Origin of the sequence: Methylocaldum sp., assembly GCF_039794385.1 — a bacterium.
GTDB lineage: Bacteria > Pseudomonadota > Gammaproteobacteria > Methylococcales > Methylococcaceae > Methylocaldum.
In genome coordinates, this window is record NZ_JBDIVO010000017.1 from 16,946 (window position 1) to 33,573 (window position 16,628).

10 protein-coding genes, 1 tRNA gene and 1 pseudogene are annotated in these 16,628 nt (G+C 56.1%); 10 read left to right on the forward strand and 2 right to left on the reverse strand.

The annotated features are described in order from the left end of the window. Positions 1 to 10: 10 nt before the first annotated feature. The 7 genes from ABJK70_RS02970 (at position 11) to ABJK70_RS03000 (ending at position 6,842) form a co-directional block, all read left to right on the forward strand. On the forward strand, positions 11 to 1,036 hold the full coding sequence (locus ABJK70_RS02970; RefSeq protein WP_156881429.1) for a LysM domain-containing protein: 1,026 nt from the start codon (positions 11 to 13) through the stop codon (positions 1,034 to 1,036). Beyond that, the gene (gene dprA, locus ABJK70_RS02975) at positions 1,033 to 2,148 is read left to right on the forward strand and encodes a DNA-processing protein DprA (RefSeq protein ID WP_077731606.1); all 1,116 of its coding nucleotides are present in this window, start codon (positions 1,033 to 1,035) and stop codon (positions 2,146 to 2,148) included. The genes ABJK70_RS02970 and dprA overlap by 4 nt, the downstream gene beginning before the upstream one ends. Before the next feature lie 40 nt (positions 2,149 to 2,188). Continuing rightward, positions 2,189 to 2,656 (forward strand): DUF494 domain-containing protein, encoded by a 468-nt coding sequence (locus ABJK70_RS02980; protein ID WP_077731607.1) that lies wholly within the window; start codon positions 2,189 to 2,191, stop codon positions 2,654 to 2,656. Between the two features lie 91 nt (positions 2,657 to 2,747). Continuing rightward, a complete protein-coding gene (topA, locus tag ABJK70_RS02985; RefSeq protein WP_077731608.1) occupies positions 2,748 to 5,048 on the forward strand; it encodes a type I DNA topoisomerase in 2,301 nt (766 codons plus the stop codon). 27 nt (positions 5,049 to 5,075) lie between these two features. Continuing rightward, positions 5,076 to 5,630 (forward strand): Sua5/YciO/YrdC/YwlC family protein, encoded by a 555-nt coding sequence (locus tag ABJK70_RS02990; RefSeq protein ID WP_086135545.1) that lies wholly within the window; start codon positions 5,076 to 5,078, stop codon positions 5,628 to 5,630. Positions 5,631 to 5,731: 101 nt separating this feature from the next. Beyond that, the gene (gene ispB, locus ABJK70_RS02995) at positions 5,732 to 6,754 is read left to right on the forward strand and encodes an octaprenyl diphosphate synthase (protein ID WP_077731610.1); all 1,023 of its coding nucleotides are present in this window, start codon (positions 5,732 to 5,734) and stop codon (positions 6,752 to 6,754) included. Positions 6,755 to 6,765: 11 nt separating this feature from the next. Further along, positions 6,766 to 6,842 (forward strand) — tRNA-Pro (locus ABJK70_RS03000). 651 nt (positions 6,843 to 7,493) lie between these two features. Here ABJK70_RS03000 and ABJK70_RS03005 read toward each other — a convergent pair. Beyond that, a complete protein-coding gene (locus tag ABJK70_RS03005) occupies positions 7,494 to 7,856 on the reverse strand; it encodes a hypothetical protein (RefSeq protein WP_347257388.1) in 363 nt (120 codons plus the stop codon). Between the two features lie 60 nt (positions 7,857 to 7,916). Then, positions 7,917 to 8,729: pseudogene (locus ABJK70_RS03010) on the reverse strand (IS5 family transposase). A gap of 162 nt (positions 8,730 to 8,891) precedes the next feature. Here ABJK70_RS03010 and ABJK70_RS03015 point away from each other — a divergent pair. From ABJK70_RS03015 to ABJK70_RS03025, 3 genes are read left to right on the forward strand one after another with little or no spacing between them, the layout of a single operon-like run. After that, the gene (locus tag ABJK70_RS03015; RefSeq protein ID WP_347257389.1) at positions 8,892 to 14,063 is read left to right on the forward strand and encodes an AAA family ATPase; all 5,172 of its coding nucleotides are present in this window, start codon (positions 8,892 to 8,894) and stop codon (positions 14,061 to 14,063) included. Positions 14,064 to 14,104: 41 nt separating this feature from the next. Continuing rightward, positions 14,105 to 14,806 carry a response regulator gene (locus tag ABJK70_RS03020; RefSeq protein WP_077730190.1) on the forward strand — a complete coding sequence of 234 codons (702 nt, stop codon included), beginning with the start codon at positions 14,105 to 14,107 and terminating at the stop codon, positions 14,804 to 14,806. 15 nt (positions 14,807 to 14,821) lie between these two features. Further along, positions 14,822 to 16,330, forward strand: a complete 1,509-nt coding sequence (locus ABJK70_RS03025; protein ID WP_347257390.1) for a PAS domain-containing sensor histidine kinase — start codon at positions 14,822 to 14,824, stop codon at positions 16,328 to 16,330. The last annotated feature ends 298 nt before the right edge of the window (positions 16,331 to 16,628 follow it).

The window sequence follows — 16,628 nt, forward strand, 5'->3', positions numbered from 1 at the left end:
AGGAGACAAGATGACGCTTCGAATCATTATCGGTATTGCCTTATCGTTCGTCGTCGGCACGGTGTCGGCCGATCACATTCAGCTAAATCCGAATCATCCGGACCGATACACCGTAGTCCAGGGAGACACGCTATGGGGCATCTCCGGTAAGTTCTTGAGCAAGCCCTGGCAGTGGCCGGAAATTTGGCAAAACAACCCCCAAATCGCAAATCCGCATCTTATTTATCCGGGCGACGTGATCGCCCTGAGCTACGTAAACGGCGAGCCCCGCCTGCAAATCGAAACGCCGTCCGAAGTACGCCTGAGCCCGGAAGTTCGAGTCAGCCCGATCGCCCGAGCCGTGCCGCTTATCCCCATGGACGCGATCCGTCAGTTTCTGAGTAGACCCAGGGTCGTCAACAAGCGCGAATTACCGGATGCGCCATATATCGTGGCGTTTGTCGACGAGCATATCGTGGGAGGGATCGGCGACGGGATTTACGTGCGTGCGGTCGAAGACGGCACGAACCAGGCATTTACCTTGTTCAGACCGGGCCCGGCCTACCAGGACCCAGTCACCGGCGACATTCTCGGCTATGAAGCGATCTACGTAGCCGACGCCCAACTGCAACGTATCGGCGACCCGGCAACACTGGTGTTGACCCGCGCCCAGCGCGAAGCCATTATCGGCGACCGGCTCATGCCGGTCGAGCAAGAAAAAATCGAGCTTTATTTCCAGCCACGTGCGCCCGAGCAAGATATCGAAGCCCATATCATCAGTGTCTTGGATGGGGTCTCGCAGATCGGCCAATACCAGGTCGTGGTGATCGACAAAGGAACCGCCGACGGCATCGAAACCGGACACGTTCTCGACATTTATCAAAGCGCACGTCCGATACGGGATATCGTAAGCCAGAGACCCGGCGAAACCGTGGCCTTGCCCGACGAACACGCCGGCTTGTTGATGATCTTCCGCCCCTTCGAACGCGTCAGTTATGCGCTGGTCATGAACGCAACACGTGCGATACACGTGTCAGACATTGCTGCAACCCCTTGACGACAGGCTGCTCCGCGGAAAGCTTAGAAGACCTGCGCTACTGGCTGGCACTGCATCGAGCACCGCTCATCGGAAGCCGGCGGTTCTGCGCCATTCTCGCCCATTTCCACAGTCCTAGAATCCTCTTCGAAACCAAGGCGGCTGATCTAGCCGCCTTAGGTCTTAAAGAAGAAACCATCGTCTATCTCTGCCATCCGGATTGGCTGGCCGTGGAAGCCGATTTGCAATGGCTGAGTGCGTCGGGCCACGATTGCCTCACGCTGCACGATCCTCGATATCCCGCGCTGCTGCGCGAAATATCCGATCCGCCCCCGCTGATCTTCGTTAAAGGGGACGTTTCGGCCCTTTCATTTCGCCAGATTGCAGTTGTCGGCAGCAGAAATCCGTCGCCGTCCGGTCGGCGGATTGCGCGAGAAATCGCGTCAGGCTTAGTCTCCGCTGGCTTTGCTGTCACCAGCGGGCTGGCATTGGGGATTGATGCCGCCGGGCATTCCGGAGCGCTCGAAGCGGGCGGTGTTACCATAGCCGTCGCCGCCACGGGATTGGACCGAGTATATCCGTACCGTCATCAGAATCTGGCACACGAAATCATCGCCCAGAACGGAGCCTTGGTATCCGAATTCCCTCCCGGAACCGGCCCCAAGGCCGATCATTTCCCCCGTCGGAATCGTATTATCAGCGGCCTTTCCTTGGGTACCCTGGTCGTCGAAGCCGCGCCGCGGTCCGGATCCTTGATCACTGCACGTCTCGCAGCCGAACAGGGACGCGAGGTCTTCGCCGTACCCGGCTCGATTTACAATCCGCTTTCCCGCGGTTGCAACGAATTGATAAAAAACGGAGCAAAACTGATCCAAACGGTTGAGGATATCGTCGAGGAATTCGAGGCGCGATTATCCGTCCAAGCCTACAAACCTTCGTTCAAAACCGATTCGGACGACAACCAACCCCATATGGAACTCTTGAAATATATTGCGTACGACCCAACCTCTGTGGATACTCTAGTGGCAGCCACAGGAAAAACGCCGGAAGCTATCGCCTCGATGCTTTTAATGTTGGAACTGCAAGGTCATGTTGCCTCTACACCCGGAGGATGCTACTTCCGGACCCAGTAAATTTCCTAGCCGTTGCGCATCCCTTAGTTGAGACCACTCAATGAAAGAAAACGTATTCGATGTCCTAATTTATCTTTTCGAAAACTATATGGATGATGATGTCGAGCTCACACCCGATCCCGACATGATTCGCACCGAACTTTTGGAGGCGGGATTCCCTCAAACCGAAATCAATAAAGCCTTTGAGTGGCTAGAATCGTTGGCCGAGCATAATGCGATCAAGCCTGTTTCCTCGCCGGCATTTCGTATCTTTTCCGCCCAGGAAACGGCTAAGCTCGATGCCGAATGCCGTGGTCTCCTGATGTTTCTGGAACAAAGCGGAATCCTTACGCCGGCAAGCCGCGAACTGGTCATCGACCGTGTCATGGCATTCAACGAAGAAGCCATCTCTCTGGAAAACCTGAAGTGGGTTGTGCTTATGGTACTTTTCAGCCAACCCAACGAAGAAATCGCTTTCGCGCGCATGGAAAATCTCGTCTACGAGAGCCTGCCTAATTATCTGCATTGATACATCACCCGTTTCTCCATTTCTTCTCCGCAGAAGAAACCGGAGAATCGTTTATTCTTAAACGCAAATAGCTCGCACCTTATTAACTCCGATGAGCCAAAACCTGGTCATTGTTGAATCACCAGCAAAAGCCAAGACCATTGAAAAATATCTCGGCCGAGATTTTCAGGTCTATGCATCCTATGGCCATGTCCGTGACCTTGTTCCCAAAGAAGGAGCAGTAGATCCCGATCATGATTTCGCGATGAAGTATGAACTCATCGAGAGAAACGAGAAGCACGTACAAACCATCGCCAAAGCTGCTCAGAAAGCTGACGCCTTGTTCCTCGCGACCGACCCGGACCGCGAAGGCGAGGCCATTTCGTGGCATATCTACGAGATCCTGAAAAACCGCAAGGTGCTCGACAATAAACCGGTACACCGTGTCGTTTTCCATGAAATCACCAAGCGCGCCATTACCGAGGCGATCAAACACCCCAAAGCGCTCTCTACCGACCTGATCAATGCGCAGCAGGCGCGCCGTGCACTGGATTATCTGGTCGGCTTTAAGCTGTCGCCCTTGCTGTGGAAAAAGATTCGGCGAGGCCTATCCGCCGGACGGGTGCAAAGCCCGGCACTCCGGATGATTGTCGAGCGCGAGATCGAAATCGAGAACTTCCAGATTCGGGAATATTGGACTCTCGATGCCGACGCCAGCACCGAGGGGCAGAAGTTCCGCGCCCGGCTCATCAACCTGAACGGCGCGAAGCTGGAACAGTTCAGCATCGTCACTGAAGAACAGGCGAGCCAGATTAGGAACTCGCTGCTTGCGGAGGCCAACGGCAAGCTCCGGGTGGTGAAGATTGAGGAGAAAGAGCGCAAAAAGAATCCCGCGGCACCGTTCATTACCTCCACTTTGCAGCAGGAAGCGGCTCGCAAGCTGGGGTTCACCACCAAGCGCACCATGGCAATCGCCCAACAGCTTTACGAAGGTATCGACCTGGGGGGCGAAACCACCGGGCTGATCACCTACATGCGTACCGATTCGGTCAATCTCGCCAATGAAGCGGTACAGGAAATTCGTGAGCTGATCGCGTCCCGGTTCGGCAAAGAAAACCTGCCCAAGCAGCCGCCTCTATACAAAACCAAGAGCAAGAACGCTCAGGAAGCCCACGAAGCCATTCGGCCCACATCGGCTTTTCGGCTGCCGGAACAAGTCAAGCCTTATCTCAGTCCCGAGCAATACAAGCTTTACAACCTGATCTGGAAGCGGACCGTCGCTTGCCAGATGATTCACGCCACCATCAAAACGGTCTCGGTCGACCTGTCCTGCGGCACGATGGGCGTATTTCGCGCAACAGGCTCGACGGTGGTGAATCCGGGCTTTATGAGCGTCTACCTCGAAGGCAGGGACGACGTATCCACCGAAGACGACGAAAGTTTATTGCCCGCGCTGAAAGAAGGCCAATGGGTCGATCTGCTCGATATCGTCACCGCTCAGCACTTCACCGAACCGCCGCCGCGCTATACGGAAGCAAGCCTGGTCAAGGCGTTGGAGGAGTACGGCATCGGCCGGCCGTCGACTTACGCGGCCATTATCTCGACCCTGCAGCAGCGTCATTACGTCGTGCTGGAAAACAAGCGGTTCCATCCGACGGACGTGGGGCGCATCGTCAACAAATTCTTGACGGAGCACTTCACCCAATACGTCGACTACAACTTCACCGCCAATTTGGAAGACGATCTGGACGCCGTCTCGCGCGGCGAAAGAAATTGGATTCCGCTGATGCGCGAGTTTTGGTATCCGTTCAAGTCGCTGATCGATGCCAAGGATGAAAGCTTGAGACGCGCGGACGTTACTCACGAATCGCTAGACGAAGCATGCCCCGAATGCGGCGGACAGCTATCCATACGCCTCGGACGTAACGGCCGCTTCATCGGCTGTACCAATTATCCCGAGTGCAAATACACCCGCAACATCAACGGGGAAGCCGCGCCCGCCGCGCCGGAAGTCGTGGAAGGAAAGGTCTGCCCCGAATGCTCCTCGCCGCTGGTCATCAAGACCGGTCGGTTCGGGAAGTTCATAGGCTGCAGCAATTATCCCAAGTGCAAGCATATCGAACCGCTCGAAAAACCGGAGAACACCGGGGTACGTTGTCCTGAATGCAATAAGGGCCAATTGATCAAGCGGAAGTCGCGCTTCGGAAAATTATTCTTCTCCTGCAATACCTATCCCAGTTGCACCTACGCCGTCTGGAACCCGCCTGTCGCAGAGCCCTGCCCCAACTGCGGCTGGCCGATCCTGACGCTGAAAGTCACCAAGCGGCGCGGCACGGAAAAAGTCTGTCCTCGCAAGGAATGCGGCTATGCGGCGCCTTACGAAGGCGAACCGCTGGCCGAATCCGCAACCTAGCGTTTTCGACCGCGGGCCAAGGAAAAAATGCTCTCGCCGTTTCGTCTGAGGCTCGCGGCGAGTCACCTGCGTCGCGGAGGCATTATCGCCTATCCGACCGAGGGCGTGTACGGACTCGGCTGCGACCCTCTCGACCAAGATGCGGTACGCCGGCTCCTGGCTTTAAAGGAACGACCCTCGGCGAAAGGACTGATCCTCATTGCCGCAGAATTCGATCAGATCGAACCTTATCTCGACATCCCGACCGAATTTATGCGGAGCCGACTCTTGGCGACCTGGCCCGGACCGGTCACCTGGATCGTTCCCGCTGCTAGCTGGGTACCGGCTTGGCTCCGAGGCGAACACGCGACGCTGGCCGTCCGCGTCACGGCTCATCCCGATGCGGCCGCCCTATGCCGCGCTTTCGGCGGGCCGATCATATCGACCAGCGCCAACAAAAGCGGCCGGCCGCCAGCCCGTACGCCGATATCGGCTCGCAAGCATTTCTCTACCGGGCGCGTCCTGATCTTCCCCGGACGACTCGGAGGACTGCGCGGTCCAACGGCCATCTATGATGCATCGACTGGCGTTCGGCTACGCTAAGTGGCAAGTCGAAACCGTTTTAGCTTGACACGCCGACCTCTCATCCATAGCATTCCAGCGTTTTGCAGGACTCTGCCGCAGCGAGAGCAATTTCATCCTTAATGAGCATATTGACTACGTCACAGATCACAACGACAGCTTCGCAAAATCCAAAAACAGCCTTTACAAGTATCCGCTGTTTGGTAGAAGAAGAAACGTCGGCTGTCGACCGACTCATTCTTCGCGAGCTCAGTTCCGATGTATTGCTTATCAATCAGATCGGCCGATACATCGTAAACAGCGGCGGCAAACGACTGCGCCCGATGCTGTTGCTGCTGGTCTCCAAGGCTCTCCAATATCAAGGGCAGCAACACATCACCCTTGCAGCAGTCATCGAATTCATTCACACGGCTACCCTCCTCCACGACGACGTGGTCGACGAATCGACCCTGCGCCGTGGGCGAAATACCGTCAATGCGCTTTGGGGAAACTCGGCCAGCGTTCTAGTCGGCGACTACTTGTATTCCCGCTCGTTCGAATTGATGGTGAGCGTGCAGGACCTCCGCATCATGGAGATTCTCTCCCGCACCACCACAGCCATCGCCGAGGGCGAGGTGTTGCAGCTTCTCAATTGCAATAATCCCGCAACAACCGAACACAAGTACCTCGAAGTCATCTCTCGCAAGACCGCAATCTTGTTCAGCGCCGCAGCACAATTGGCCGCTGTGCTAACGGGAGCGCCCGAGTCCACCGAATTGGCGCTGAAGGACTATGGCCTTCACCTCGGCATTGCGTTTCAGTTGATCGACGATGCCCTGGATTACATGGCGAATCCCGAAGAGCTCGGAAAAAATCTCGGTGATGACCTGGCCGAAGGCAAACCGACGCTGCCTCTGATCTATGCCATCGAGCACGGCAATGCATCGCAGGCCGCCGCACTTCGGGACGCTATCGAGAACGGCAACCGCGATGCGTTCCGCGAAGTTTACGAAATCGTTGAATCTACGGACGCAATCGCGTACACTGCACGGCGCGCTAGGGAAGAAGCAAACAAAGCGGTCGAACTGCTCAATGCACTTCCCGCATCAGACTACAAGGACGCACTCGTTCAGCTGGCCCACTTATCGGTCGAACGAAGCTATTAAAATCCAATTTCCGGGGTGTAGCTCAGCCTGGTAGAGCACTGCTTTCGGGAGGCAGTGGCCGGAGGTTCGAATCCTCTCACCCCGACCAATTTAATCAATTGGTTATCCCGTCTTCTCCTACTCGATCAAAGTCACAGCATGGCCAGATCGTGACCGATCTCCTTCAAGGGCCTTCACCGCAGCCCTGACATTCTCCGGCGAAAGATGGCCATAACGCATCGTTACCCGGATGTCTGAATGCCGTAGGAGTTCCGCTACCTCCCGGATCTAAACTCCAGCCTGAACCAAGCAGGCCGCACAGGTGTGACGCAGGTCACGCGGATGAAAGTCCTCGATTCCCGCCTTTTATAAGCCCCTTCGAATCCCTTCCGTATCGAGCCAAGCCGCGTTCCGTCCGGTGAGCGAAAAACCAGGGCGAAGCCGGGCAGTGCGTAGCTCTGAACCGTGCTCGCGATAGGATCGCTTCCCGTACTTCCCGATTCAGCGGCACACTCTCGCCTCTTCCATTCTTCTGGTTTGTTGCCCGGAGGTAGGCCTGGGACCGAGCCAGGCCTACCTCCAAGCAACAAACCAAAAACTCGCCCAACGGGGAGCGTGGGGAACCGGTCGCACGACCGCGCGGTTCTGCGCCTTATCTGCAGCGACCGAAGGAATCCGTCATCCTTGAACGGCCCGCCGCACCAGGCTTTCCGATCCTAAGAAGCCCTGCTGGGCGATCTCTTGGAACAACCGCCGGGCGTTATGGATACCCGTTCCGCCAGCGCTGCGGCAAGTGCGGCCGGAGCGGATCAATGAGGCCGGGGACCGGCGCCCGAAACGCCCGCTCTGGAATGCCTTCGGCCCGTAGGAAACGCCGTACGATAATGCACTCAAGATCGAAATGGTGGGCAATCGCCCGAAACGACCAGCTTTGTTGCCTCAGGTTCACGACCGCTTCATGACGAGCCAGGCGGTAGGTCCGATGGTCGGCCCGCGCCCGTTCGGCGCGCATCAGCGCAGAGGTGGTGCAGTGGCAATTGGATTCAGTGGCGGCGGCATCACCGTGTCCGCGGCCTCCTGCAAGGCCCGGTGATGACGGCTCGACAATCCACTGGTGCAGCACCGTCAGCGTACTCTCCTACTGCCGTATAGAATCGTCTCCTCAGCCGATCACCCGGCGTCGTTAGAATGTAAATGCGGCTATAGCACCAAGGCCTGTTAACACAACCTGAGTACTTCGATGAAAGGCGAAATGAATAACCGCCGCAAATATCAGGTCCAGATTATCGAAGCGAGAGAAGAATCGGCGAAACCCTTTGAGTCGATGGACCAAACCAGACCTTTTTGCGCGTGCGGAACGTCGCGAGGTAGTACTCCTAGGGCGGCAAGCGGTCGCATTGAGCGTAACGAACCTAGGTACTCAGATCGAGCGCGAGTTGAAGGATTTCGTCGCCTGCGCTGGCGCGGTCCATGATGAGGCAGCGGGAGACCGGCGGAGCCCTCGAACCCGACAGCACTGGACGATCTTTCGGGATATCATGGGCATAGCCGGAAGAGAGGGCAAAGGTTATAGCACAGCATTCATTCGCGGCAACCACACGAATTTTGGTGTTCCATCGGGCGCGCGGCTTGCCAACGGCTTGGCGGCCGTTTTCCTTAATGCGCCGGTGCCATCCGTATGTATCTCGATGACCGTACTATCCAACGGCACCGCTTCGATCTTGACCGGAACAATTTCGATTTTGATCTGAATGATCTGCTGGTGCTGCAATTGCTCGAACACCCGGTCGAGCACGCCGCTTTTGGCCCAGCGCATCATGCGGGTATACACGGTGTGCCAGGGGCCAAAGCGCGGCGGCAAGCTGCGCCACGTGCAGTCATGTTTGGCGACATATAAGATCGCATTGAGCACCTGGAGATTCGAGAGACGCACATTACCGCGCTGGCGCGGCAGACAGTGGGCGATTTGTTGATATTGAGATTCACTGAGCTCCATGCGCGAAGTCTAACAGACATTGTGTTAACATGGCCTAAACCACATTCGGTGGGTGGATATTAACGGATCATCATATGGCGGTTCGCGACAGCCCCGCTCTTATTCAAGCCTCGCGACTTCACCGTCGCAAGGCCTTCGGCTTTAGCCTGAGATTACTTCATCATGCCTGGCATACCTCACGTTCCAGAGAGCATAGCGCAAGCAGTTGATATAACAACAAAGCATCAACCGCAGGGCCTGCCAACACTGGGCAACTACATCGCTACCGAAAAACTCGGAGAAAGCTTGCAGGCCTCGGTATTCAAGGGCTACCACATACACGTCCCCGACCAACCGCTGGTCATCAAACTGCTGAAGCAGCTGTCGAGCTGGGACGATCAGTCGCGGCATCTGCGCCAGAAGATCGAACGCCTGAAAGTGCTGCACGATCCGCGGGTTTGTACGCCGCTCGCGCTGGAGTCCTACGGCGACCTTCAGTTTATCGTTCAGTCCTGGTTCGCGGGCCAAACGCTGAATCATTGGGTGGCACACCAAAATAAACTCGATCTCAACGATTTTTTTACGCTGGCTTGTACGCTGGCCGATACGCTGCACGCGGTACATGATGCCGGCATTACCCACGGCGGCATAAAGCCCCATAATATTCTGATTCAACCGGGGACGCTGACGCTCCGGCTGACCGATTTCATCACCCCGCTCGACATTCGTGACGTCAGCCATTTCATCTACGATCCGGAATTCGTACGCCATACCTTGGCCTACACCTCGCCGGAACAGACTGGCCGCATCAATTATCGCGTGGATTTTTCCACCGATTTGTATTCATTAGGGATCGTGTTTTATGAGCTGCTGACCGGTCAGCTGCCGTTTTTTTCCAGCGATCCACTGGAACTGATTCACTCGCATCTGGCTGAGGAAACGCCTAGAGTCAATCAGCTCAAACCGCAGATTCCCCAAGCTTTGGCCGACATCATTGCCAAACTTACCGTCAAGCAGCCGGAGAAGCGTTACCAAAGCACCGCAGGGTTACTGGCCGACCTAATCCGCTGCAAGGACGAGTACGCCGCCACCGGCAGCGTATCAGCGTTCACGATCGGCCTGCACGATCGTAGCCGTCGGGTCATCTTCATCTCGAAGATGGTGGGCCGCCAGCACGAAAGCGAGCTGATACGGGAGCAATATGACGAGGTCATCAGCGGCAAATTCCGCTCGGTATTTATTTCCGGACTGTCCGGCATCGGCAAAACCCGGCTGATTCAGGAACTGCAAAAACCGCTGGTCAAGAATCGCGGTTACTTCACCTCCGGCAAATTCGACCAGTATCAGAAAAACATCCCCTACAGCTCGCTGATTCAGGCCTTGCGCAATCTAATGCGCATCTTCTTGACCGAAAGCGATCTGCAGGTTCAGCAGTGGCGGAAGAAAATACTCGATGTCGTCGAGAACAACGGAAGCGTCATCATCGACGTGTTGCCGGAACTGGAATTCATCATCGGACGGCAGCCTGAAGTGCCGCATCTGCCTCCGGTGGAAGCCCGCCATCGTTTCAACAATTTGTTCGGCCGGTTTCTCGCTTGTCTCGCCAGCGAAGACAATCCGCTGGTACTGTTCATCGACGACCTGCAATGGTGCGACAGCGCAACCTTCGACTTTCTGCAAAACCTGTTCGACAACCATGATGAACATCCCTATTTGTTTTTCATGGGCGCCTATCGGCACAACGAAGTCGACGGCAGCCATCCGCTCAGCAAGCTGATCCGCAAGATTCAGGAAAACAACGGTCCGTTCGCGGAAATTCGCCTGGAGGCGCTCACCGACGCCGACTGTCATGAAATGGTGGCCTACATCCTCGACTCTTCGCTGGAAGCCACGGCCAATCTGGCGGAATTTATCGCCCACCTCACCGAAGGTAACCCGCTGTTCGTCAGCGAAAGTTTGGCATGGCTGTATAACGAGAACTTGCTGAACACCGATGCCGAACACCACTGGCACTGGGACATCAAGCGGATTCGCGACACGCAGATGCCGACTTCGGTAGTTGAATTGTTCAGCTCCAAGGTGAGCAAACTGCCGGTCAAGACCCTGCATATACTCGACCACTGTGCCTGCATGGGCAACCGTTTCAGCGTCGAAGACGTGGCGCTGGTGTTGGACATTCCCATTGAAAAGCTGTTTGAGGATTTGAAGCCGGTCTTGAATCTGGGGATGCTGCTGGAAAACAAATCCGATCTGCAATTCGTCCACGACCGGGTTCAGGAAGCGGTGCTGCGCCAGGTCGACACTGAGGCCAAACCCGCGATTCACTGGCGCATCGGCAACCGCCTGCTGCAAGCGGTGCCGGCGGGAACCCATCTCGAACTCCTCGATAACTTGTTTACCATCGCCGCCCACCTCAACCTGGGCCGCCCGGCGGAGATGGAACCTGAGCTGGCGTATCGGCTGGTCGATATCAACTTCCATGCCGGCAACAAGGCGCTGGATGCGCTGGCCGGCGATGCCGCCAACGACTTTTTCCAGAAAGCCCACGACTACCTGCCCGACGATTGCTGGCAACAGGCCTACGATCTGACCTTTCGCATATACCAGCGTCTGGCCAAGACCGAGTTGATGTGCGGCCGTTATGAACGATCGGAAGCGCTGCTCAATCATTTGATCGAATACGCCGCCAGCGACTTGGACAAAGCCGAAGCCCTGGCGGAACAGACCACGTCGCTGTCCTCGTTCGGCAACTTCAACGAGGCGATAGCGACTGCCAACCGAGGCCTGGCCTACTTCGATAAATCAATCCCCGAACAAGCCGAGATCGCTCACCAGCGAATGCGGGCCTTAATGGCGGAAATCGAACGGCAAGGCGACGTCTGGACGACGATCCTGCACATGCCTTTTACCCAGGACCGCAAGAGCAAGATCGAGCTGGCGTTTTACAGCGAGCTCATTCCGGATCTTTATATGTCCGGCCTGGTGCCGCAGCTGTATCTGTCCGCCGCGCAATCGACCCTGCATTGCCTGCAGGGCGGCATGGACGAATCGGTGATTTACTCGTTTTCGATCATGGGCCTCAATCTCGGCGAGCAGGGCAAGTTCGAACTCGCGTTCCGTTATCAGGATCTGGCCCACGACCTGTGTGAAAGACACCCCAATACCTTTGGCGCCACCCGCGGCATGAACGGCATCGTCTGGTGCAACATGCATTCGCGCAGCCATCCGGCCGAGATCGTCGATTACTGCCACAAAGCCATACAGTGCGGCAAGAATTGCGGCGACCTGTATAACGCCGGCCTGTCCTACGGCCCCTTGATGTGGAATTTGCAGGTGCAGGGCAAAGATCTGCGCCTGGTCGAAGAAGCCGCCGAGGAATGCCTGCATTTTTCCCGCAAGAACCAACTGTCGTTCTCGGTCGGCCTCGCCGAAGCCGTGCTGGCCGGCTGGGTGGCGCCGATGAAACCCGATTACCAGCCGGTGGACATGACCGAAACCCTGGCGCGCTGGGAAGCCGACAATTATGTCGCCGCTTCCGGCAGTTATTTTGCGCTGCTGGGTTTTGCCCACCATTATTTAGGCGATTACGCCGCGGCAGCGGTGTCCTTGCACACGGTGGAACGCTATCTGCACGGTTTGACCGATAACGTGCTGAAACGGCTCTGGTATGTCTTCCGTATCGTCAATCGCCTGCGCTGGCCGGAGGGTGCCGACTGGCCGGCGCTTGAAGCGGAAATTGCGCCGTTGCTGGCCGAACTGGAAACCTGGGCCCGTCTCGGCCCCCTGCTGAAACCCTTTTTGGCCTTTGTTCATGCCGAGATCGCCCGCGCTCGAAACCAAACGCGCGAGGCCCGCAACTTGTATTTGGATGCGATCGCGGTCGCCCAGGAACAAAACTACGGCCTGCTCACCGGCCATTTATACGAAGCATTGGCTGATGTCATGGCAGCCGGCAATCTCGGCGATGCCGGACTTTATTACGGCGCGGCGCGACGTATCTACCGGGCGTGCGGCGCCGATCGCAAAAACGCGCAATTGCAGCAACGCCTCCCTTATACTGAAGCGGACTACCCAGTTCGTGCCGAAAAAACTGTCGCCCTCGACAAGCCGGCTACGCTGCCGAATCTCGATTTCAATTATCTGATCAAATCCGCGCTGGCCCTGTCGGCGGAAGTCGATCTGAATCGGCTCATGCAAAAAATCATGAGCGTCGTGCTGGAAAGCTCGGGGGCTCAGCATGGCTACCTGCTGATCAAGGAAGCGGATGAACTGCTGGTCGCCGCGGAAAGCCATGTCGGCGAAAAACACATCGTCAATCGCGAGTATCTCAGTCTTAAACAGACCCGCAGCAGCATTAGTCATGCTATCGTCAACTACGTACTGCGCACGCGTAAAAAAGTATTACTGCACGATGCGGTGGCCGAGGGCGAGTTTCAGGACACTGCGGAAGTGCAGGCGCTAAAACTGCGTTCGGTGTTGTGTCTGCCGATCATCAAGCAAAACGAACTCATCGGCTTGCTTTATCTGGAAAATCGATTGTCGGCAGGTGTATTTACCACTGAAAAAACCGACATGACCGAACTGTTGACCGCCCAGGCTGCGATTTCCCTGGAAAACGCCCGCCTCCTGGAACAAACTCGGAAGGCCTACACGAAACTACAGGAAAACCAGGAACACATGCTGCAGATGGAAAAACTCTCGGCATTGGGGACGCTGGTCGGCGGTGTGGCGCATGAGATCAACAATCCGCTGATGGGCGTGATGAATTTCGTCGAATTCGCCGCAGACAGAAGCACCGATGACAAATCGAAGGAAATTCTCGATCAGGCGCTACAGCAAATTCACCGTATCAAGAAGATCGTCAGCAACATGCTGGTATTCGTTCACAACCGATCGACTCCGAGCGGCACCTGCCAGATAGCGGAGGCGATCAGGCAAACTCTATTGCTGCTGGAAGGCGAATTGGGCAAGCACGGCATCAAGGTCGAGGTGGATGCCGTCGACGATCTGCCGGCCATTCGCTGTAGCTCCGACAGTCTGCAGCAGATCCTGGTCAATCTGATCATTAACGCCCGCGACGCACTAGTCGATAGCCAGCAACCACAAATCAGAATCATGCTCAGGCCCGTGGACGGCATGTTAGAACTGAGCGTGGCCGACAACGGTCCCGGCATCCCGCAAGAGGTGCAAACCAAAATTTTCGATCCGTTCTTTACCACCAAGCCTCCCGGAAAAGGCACCGGACTGGGTTTGTCGGTCATCCGCCGTCTGGTTCAGGATGTCGGCGGCCATATACAGGTGGAGAGTTTACAGGGGCACGGCTGCTGCATGCGGCTACGCTTTCCCCATGTTTGAGCATTTGAATTCGATACATAAGAGAAACGATATACAAGGTTATGGCAAGCAAAATTCTGGTAATAGATGACGACCCGGCAGTGCGCAGCGCCTTCAAGCTGATTCTGGAAAATGACGGTTTCTCGGTTCGCGTAGCCGAGAACGGTTTACAAGGCATCGAGCTGGCCCGCGCGGAACGCCCCGATCTGATTTTTCTCGATCTGCGCATGCCCGGCATCGATGGCGTGGAAACCTTGCGCCGTCTGAAAACCATTGACGAAACGCTGAACGTTTACATCGTCACCGCCTTTGCCAACGAATACATGGAGCAACTGAAAGGCATCAATGAGGAAGGCTTTCAGTTCGAACTGGCCAGCAAGCCGCTGTCTTCCGCACAAATTCGCAATCTCGCCCAGATTGCCCGTATCGGCAATCCTCAGGAAGAACGGCGCGCAAACCAGCACAAACTGGTTCTAACCCTGTATGTGGTGTCCCTGAACAGTGAAACCCGCCGTCTGGTCGAGCAGATTTCCACTGCGCTCGCCAATCTTTACGATCCCGGACAATGGGTTTTAGATGTCGTCGAAGTCTTGGGCATGCCGGAAAAAGCATTGGAAAAGGACGTGTTTGCAACGCCGATGCTGGTGCGCGACATGCCGGAACCCGTATTGAAACTGCTCGGTGACTTGTCGCGGGCTCCTTCGATCATGGCGGCCATTACCACTCAAGCGAAAGGAATCGGCGTACAAACCATCATCGTTTAAGCACGCTTATCGACCATGAACACCCGGCTTCGCAAGCTTGATCTGATCCTCGACACTATCACCGACGGCGTTTTGGTTGTAGACAGCCAGGGTGTCGTACTCTATGCCAACCAAGCTGCCGAAACCCTGCTGGCGCGAAGCCCGATAGTCGGTCAATCGCTGGCGATTCCGATCAATCCTGATAAAAACAGCCATCAGGACATTAATTTAATCCGTCCGAACGGACTCGCCTGGGCGGAAATGCGCTCTACACCGATCGAATGGGACGGGCAATCCGGCTACGTCATCGCCCTGCGTGACATTACCGAGCGCAAGCACATGGAGCTGGAACGGCAAAAGTTCGTTTCGCTGGCCGATAACAGCATGGATTTCATCGGCATATGCGACATGAATTTCACGCCGTTTTACATCAACGAAGCCGGCATGCGCCTGATCGGCATAGACAGCCTGGAGCAGTGCATCCGAACACCGATCCAGGAATTTTTCTTCCCCGAAGACCAGCGCTTCATCCTTGAAGAATTTTTCCCGCGCGTTATGCGCGAGGGCCACGCCGATGTGGAAATCAGGTTCCGGCATTTCAAGACCGGCGCCGCCATCTGGATGATCTACAACGTGTTCTTCATCAAAGACAGCACGGGCGAACCGGTTGGCATCGCCATCGTGAGCCGCGATATATCTTCGCGCAAACAGGCCGAGGCTGCTCTGCGCAAAGCCGATCAACATAAGGACGAATTCCTGGCCATGCTGGCTCATGAACTCCGAAATCCGCTGGCCCCCATCAGCAACGCAACCCACATTTTGGACATGCTGAAGCTGGAAGACACGCGGTTTCACTGGGCTAAGGACATCATTAAGCGACAGGTGACGCACCTCGCTCGCCTGGTCGACGATCTACTGGACGTCTCCCGTATCGCGCGCGGCAAAATTTCGCTGAAGAAAGAGCGGCTTGACCTTGTAGAAGTGATTAAATCCGTCTTGGAGACGGCACAAGGCCTCATCTCGGCCAAACAACAACATCTCGATGCTTGTCTGCCTAACCAACCGATAATGTTGGAGGGCGATTCCGTGCGCCTGTCTCAAGTGTTGCTTAACCTGCTCGACAATGCCAGCAAATACTCTCCGGAAGGCAGCCGGATCGAGGTTGATGTCCAACGGCTCGGGGGCGAAGTCGAGATCCAGGTGCGGGACAACGGCACTGGCATCTCGACGGAACTATTGCCGACGATCTTTGGGCTATTCCAGCAGGGTACGCGTACCCTGGATCGGTCTCAGGGCGGACTAGGCATTGGGCTTACCCTGGTAAAACGGCTAGTGGAACTACACGGCGGACAAGTAACGGCATCAAGTCCTGGCGCTGGACTCGGCTCCACGTTCAGCATCCGTTTGCCGACGATTGACGAAGGGACCACCCTTCCCGTCTCTAAGACATCAGTGCCATCGCCTAACGCAGAGATGCGGGTGGTGGACGATAATTCCGACGTAAGAGAGAGTAATACCCTCCTCCTGACTGCCAACCTTAGGTAAACCGGACCTCGATTTCCTCGCTACCTCCGGCGGTGCCGAAGTTCACCGGGAATTGCATCGGACGCAAGACACCGTGTCATTATAAGCACTGATCCACCCCTGTCTTCGAGATGGTTTCGTTATAAAGATCATCGCCCTTACCTATCCGTGAAGCGGCTCGCAAATATTTGGTTATTAACCCGGCCTATAAATATAGGCCGGGTTAATCCGGGGCAGGGATGCCCCGGCGCGGCGACAAGCCGCGTGAGCCCAGGCCGGGCGTGTACCGGGCCTGGGCGGCGGCCCGAAATACCAGGAG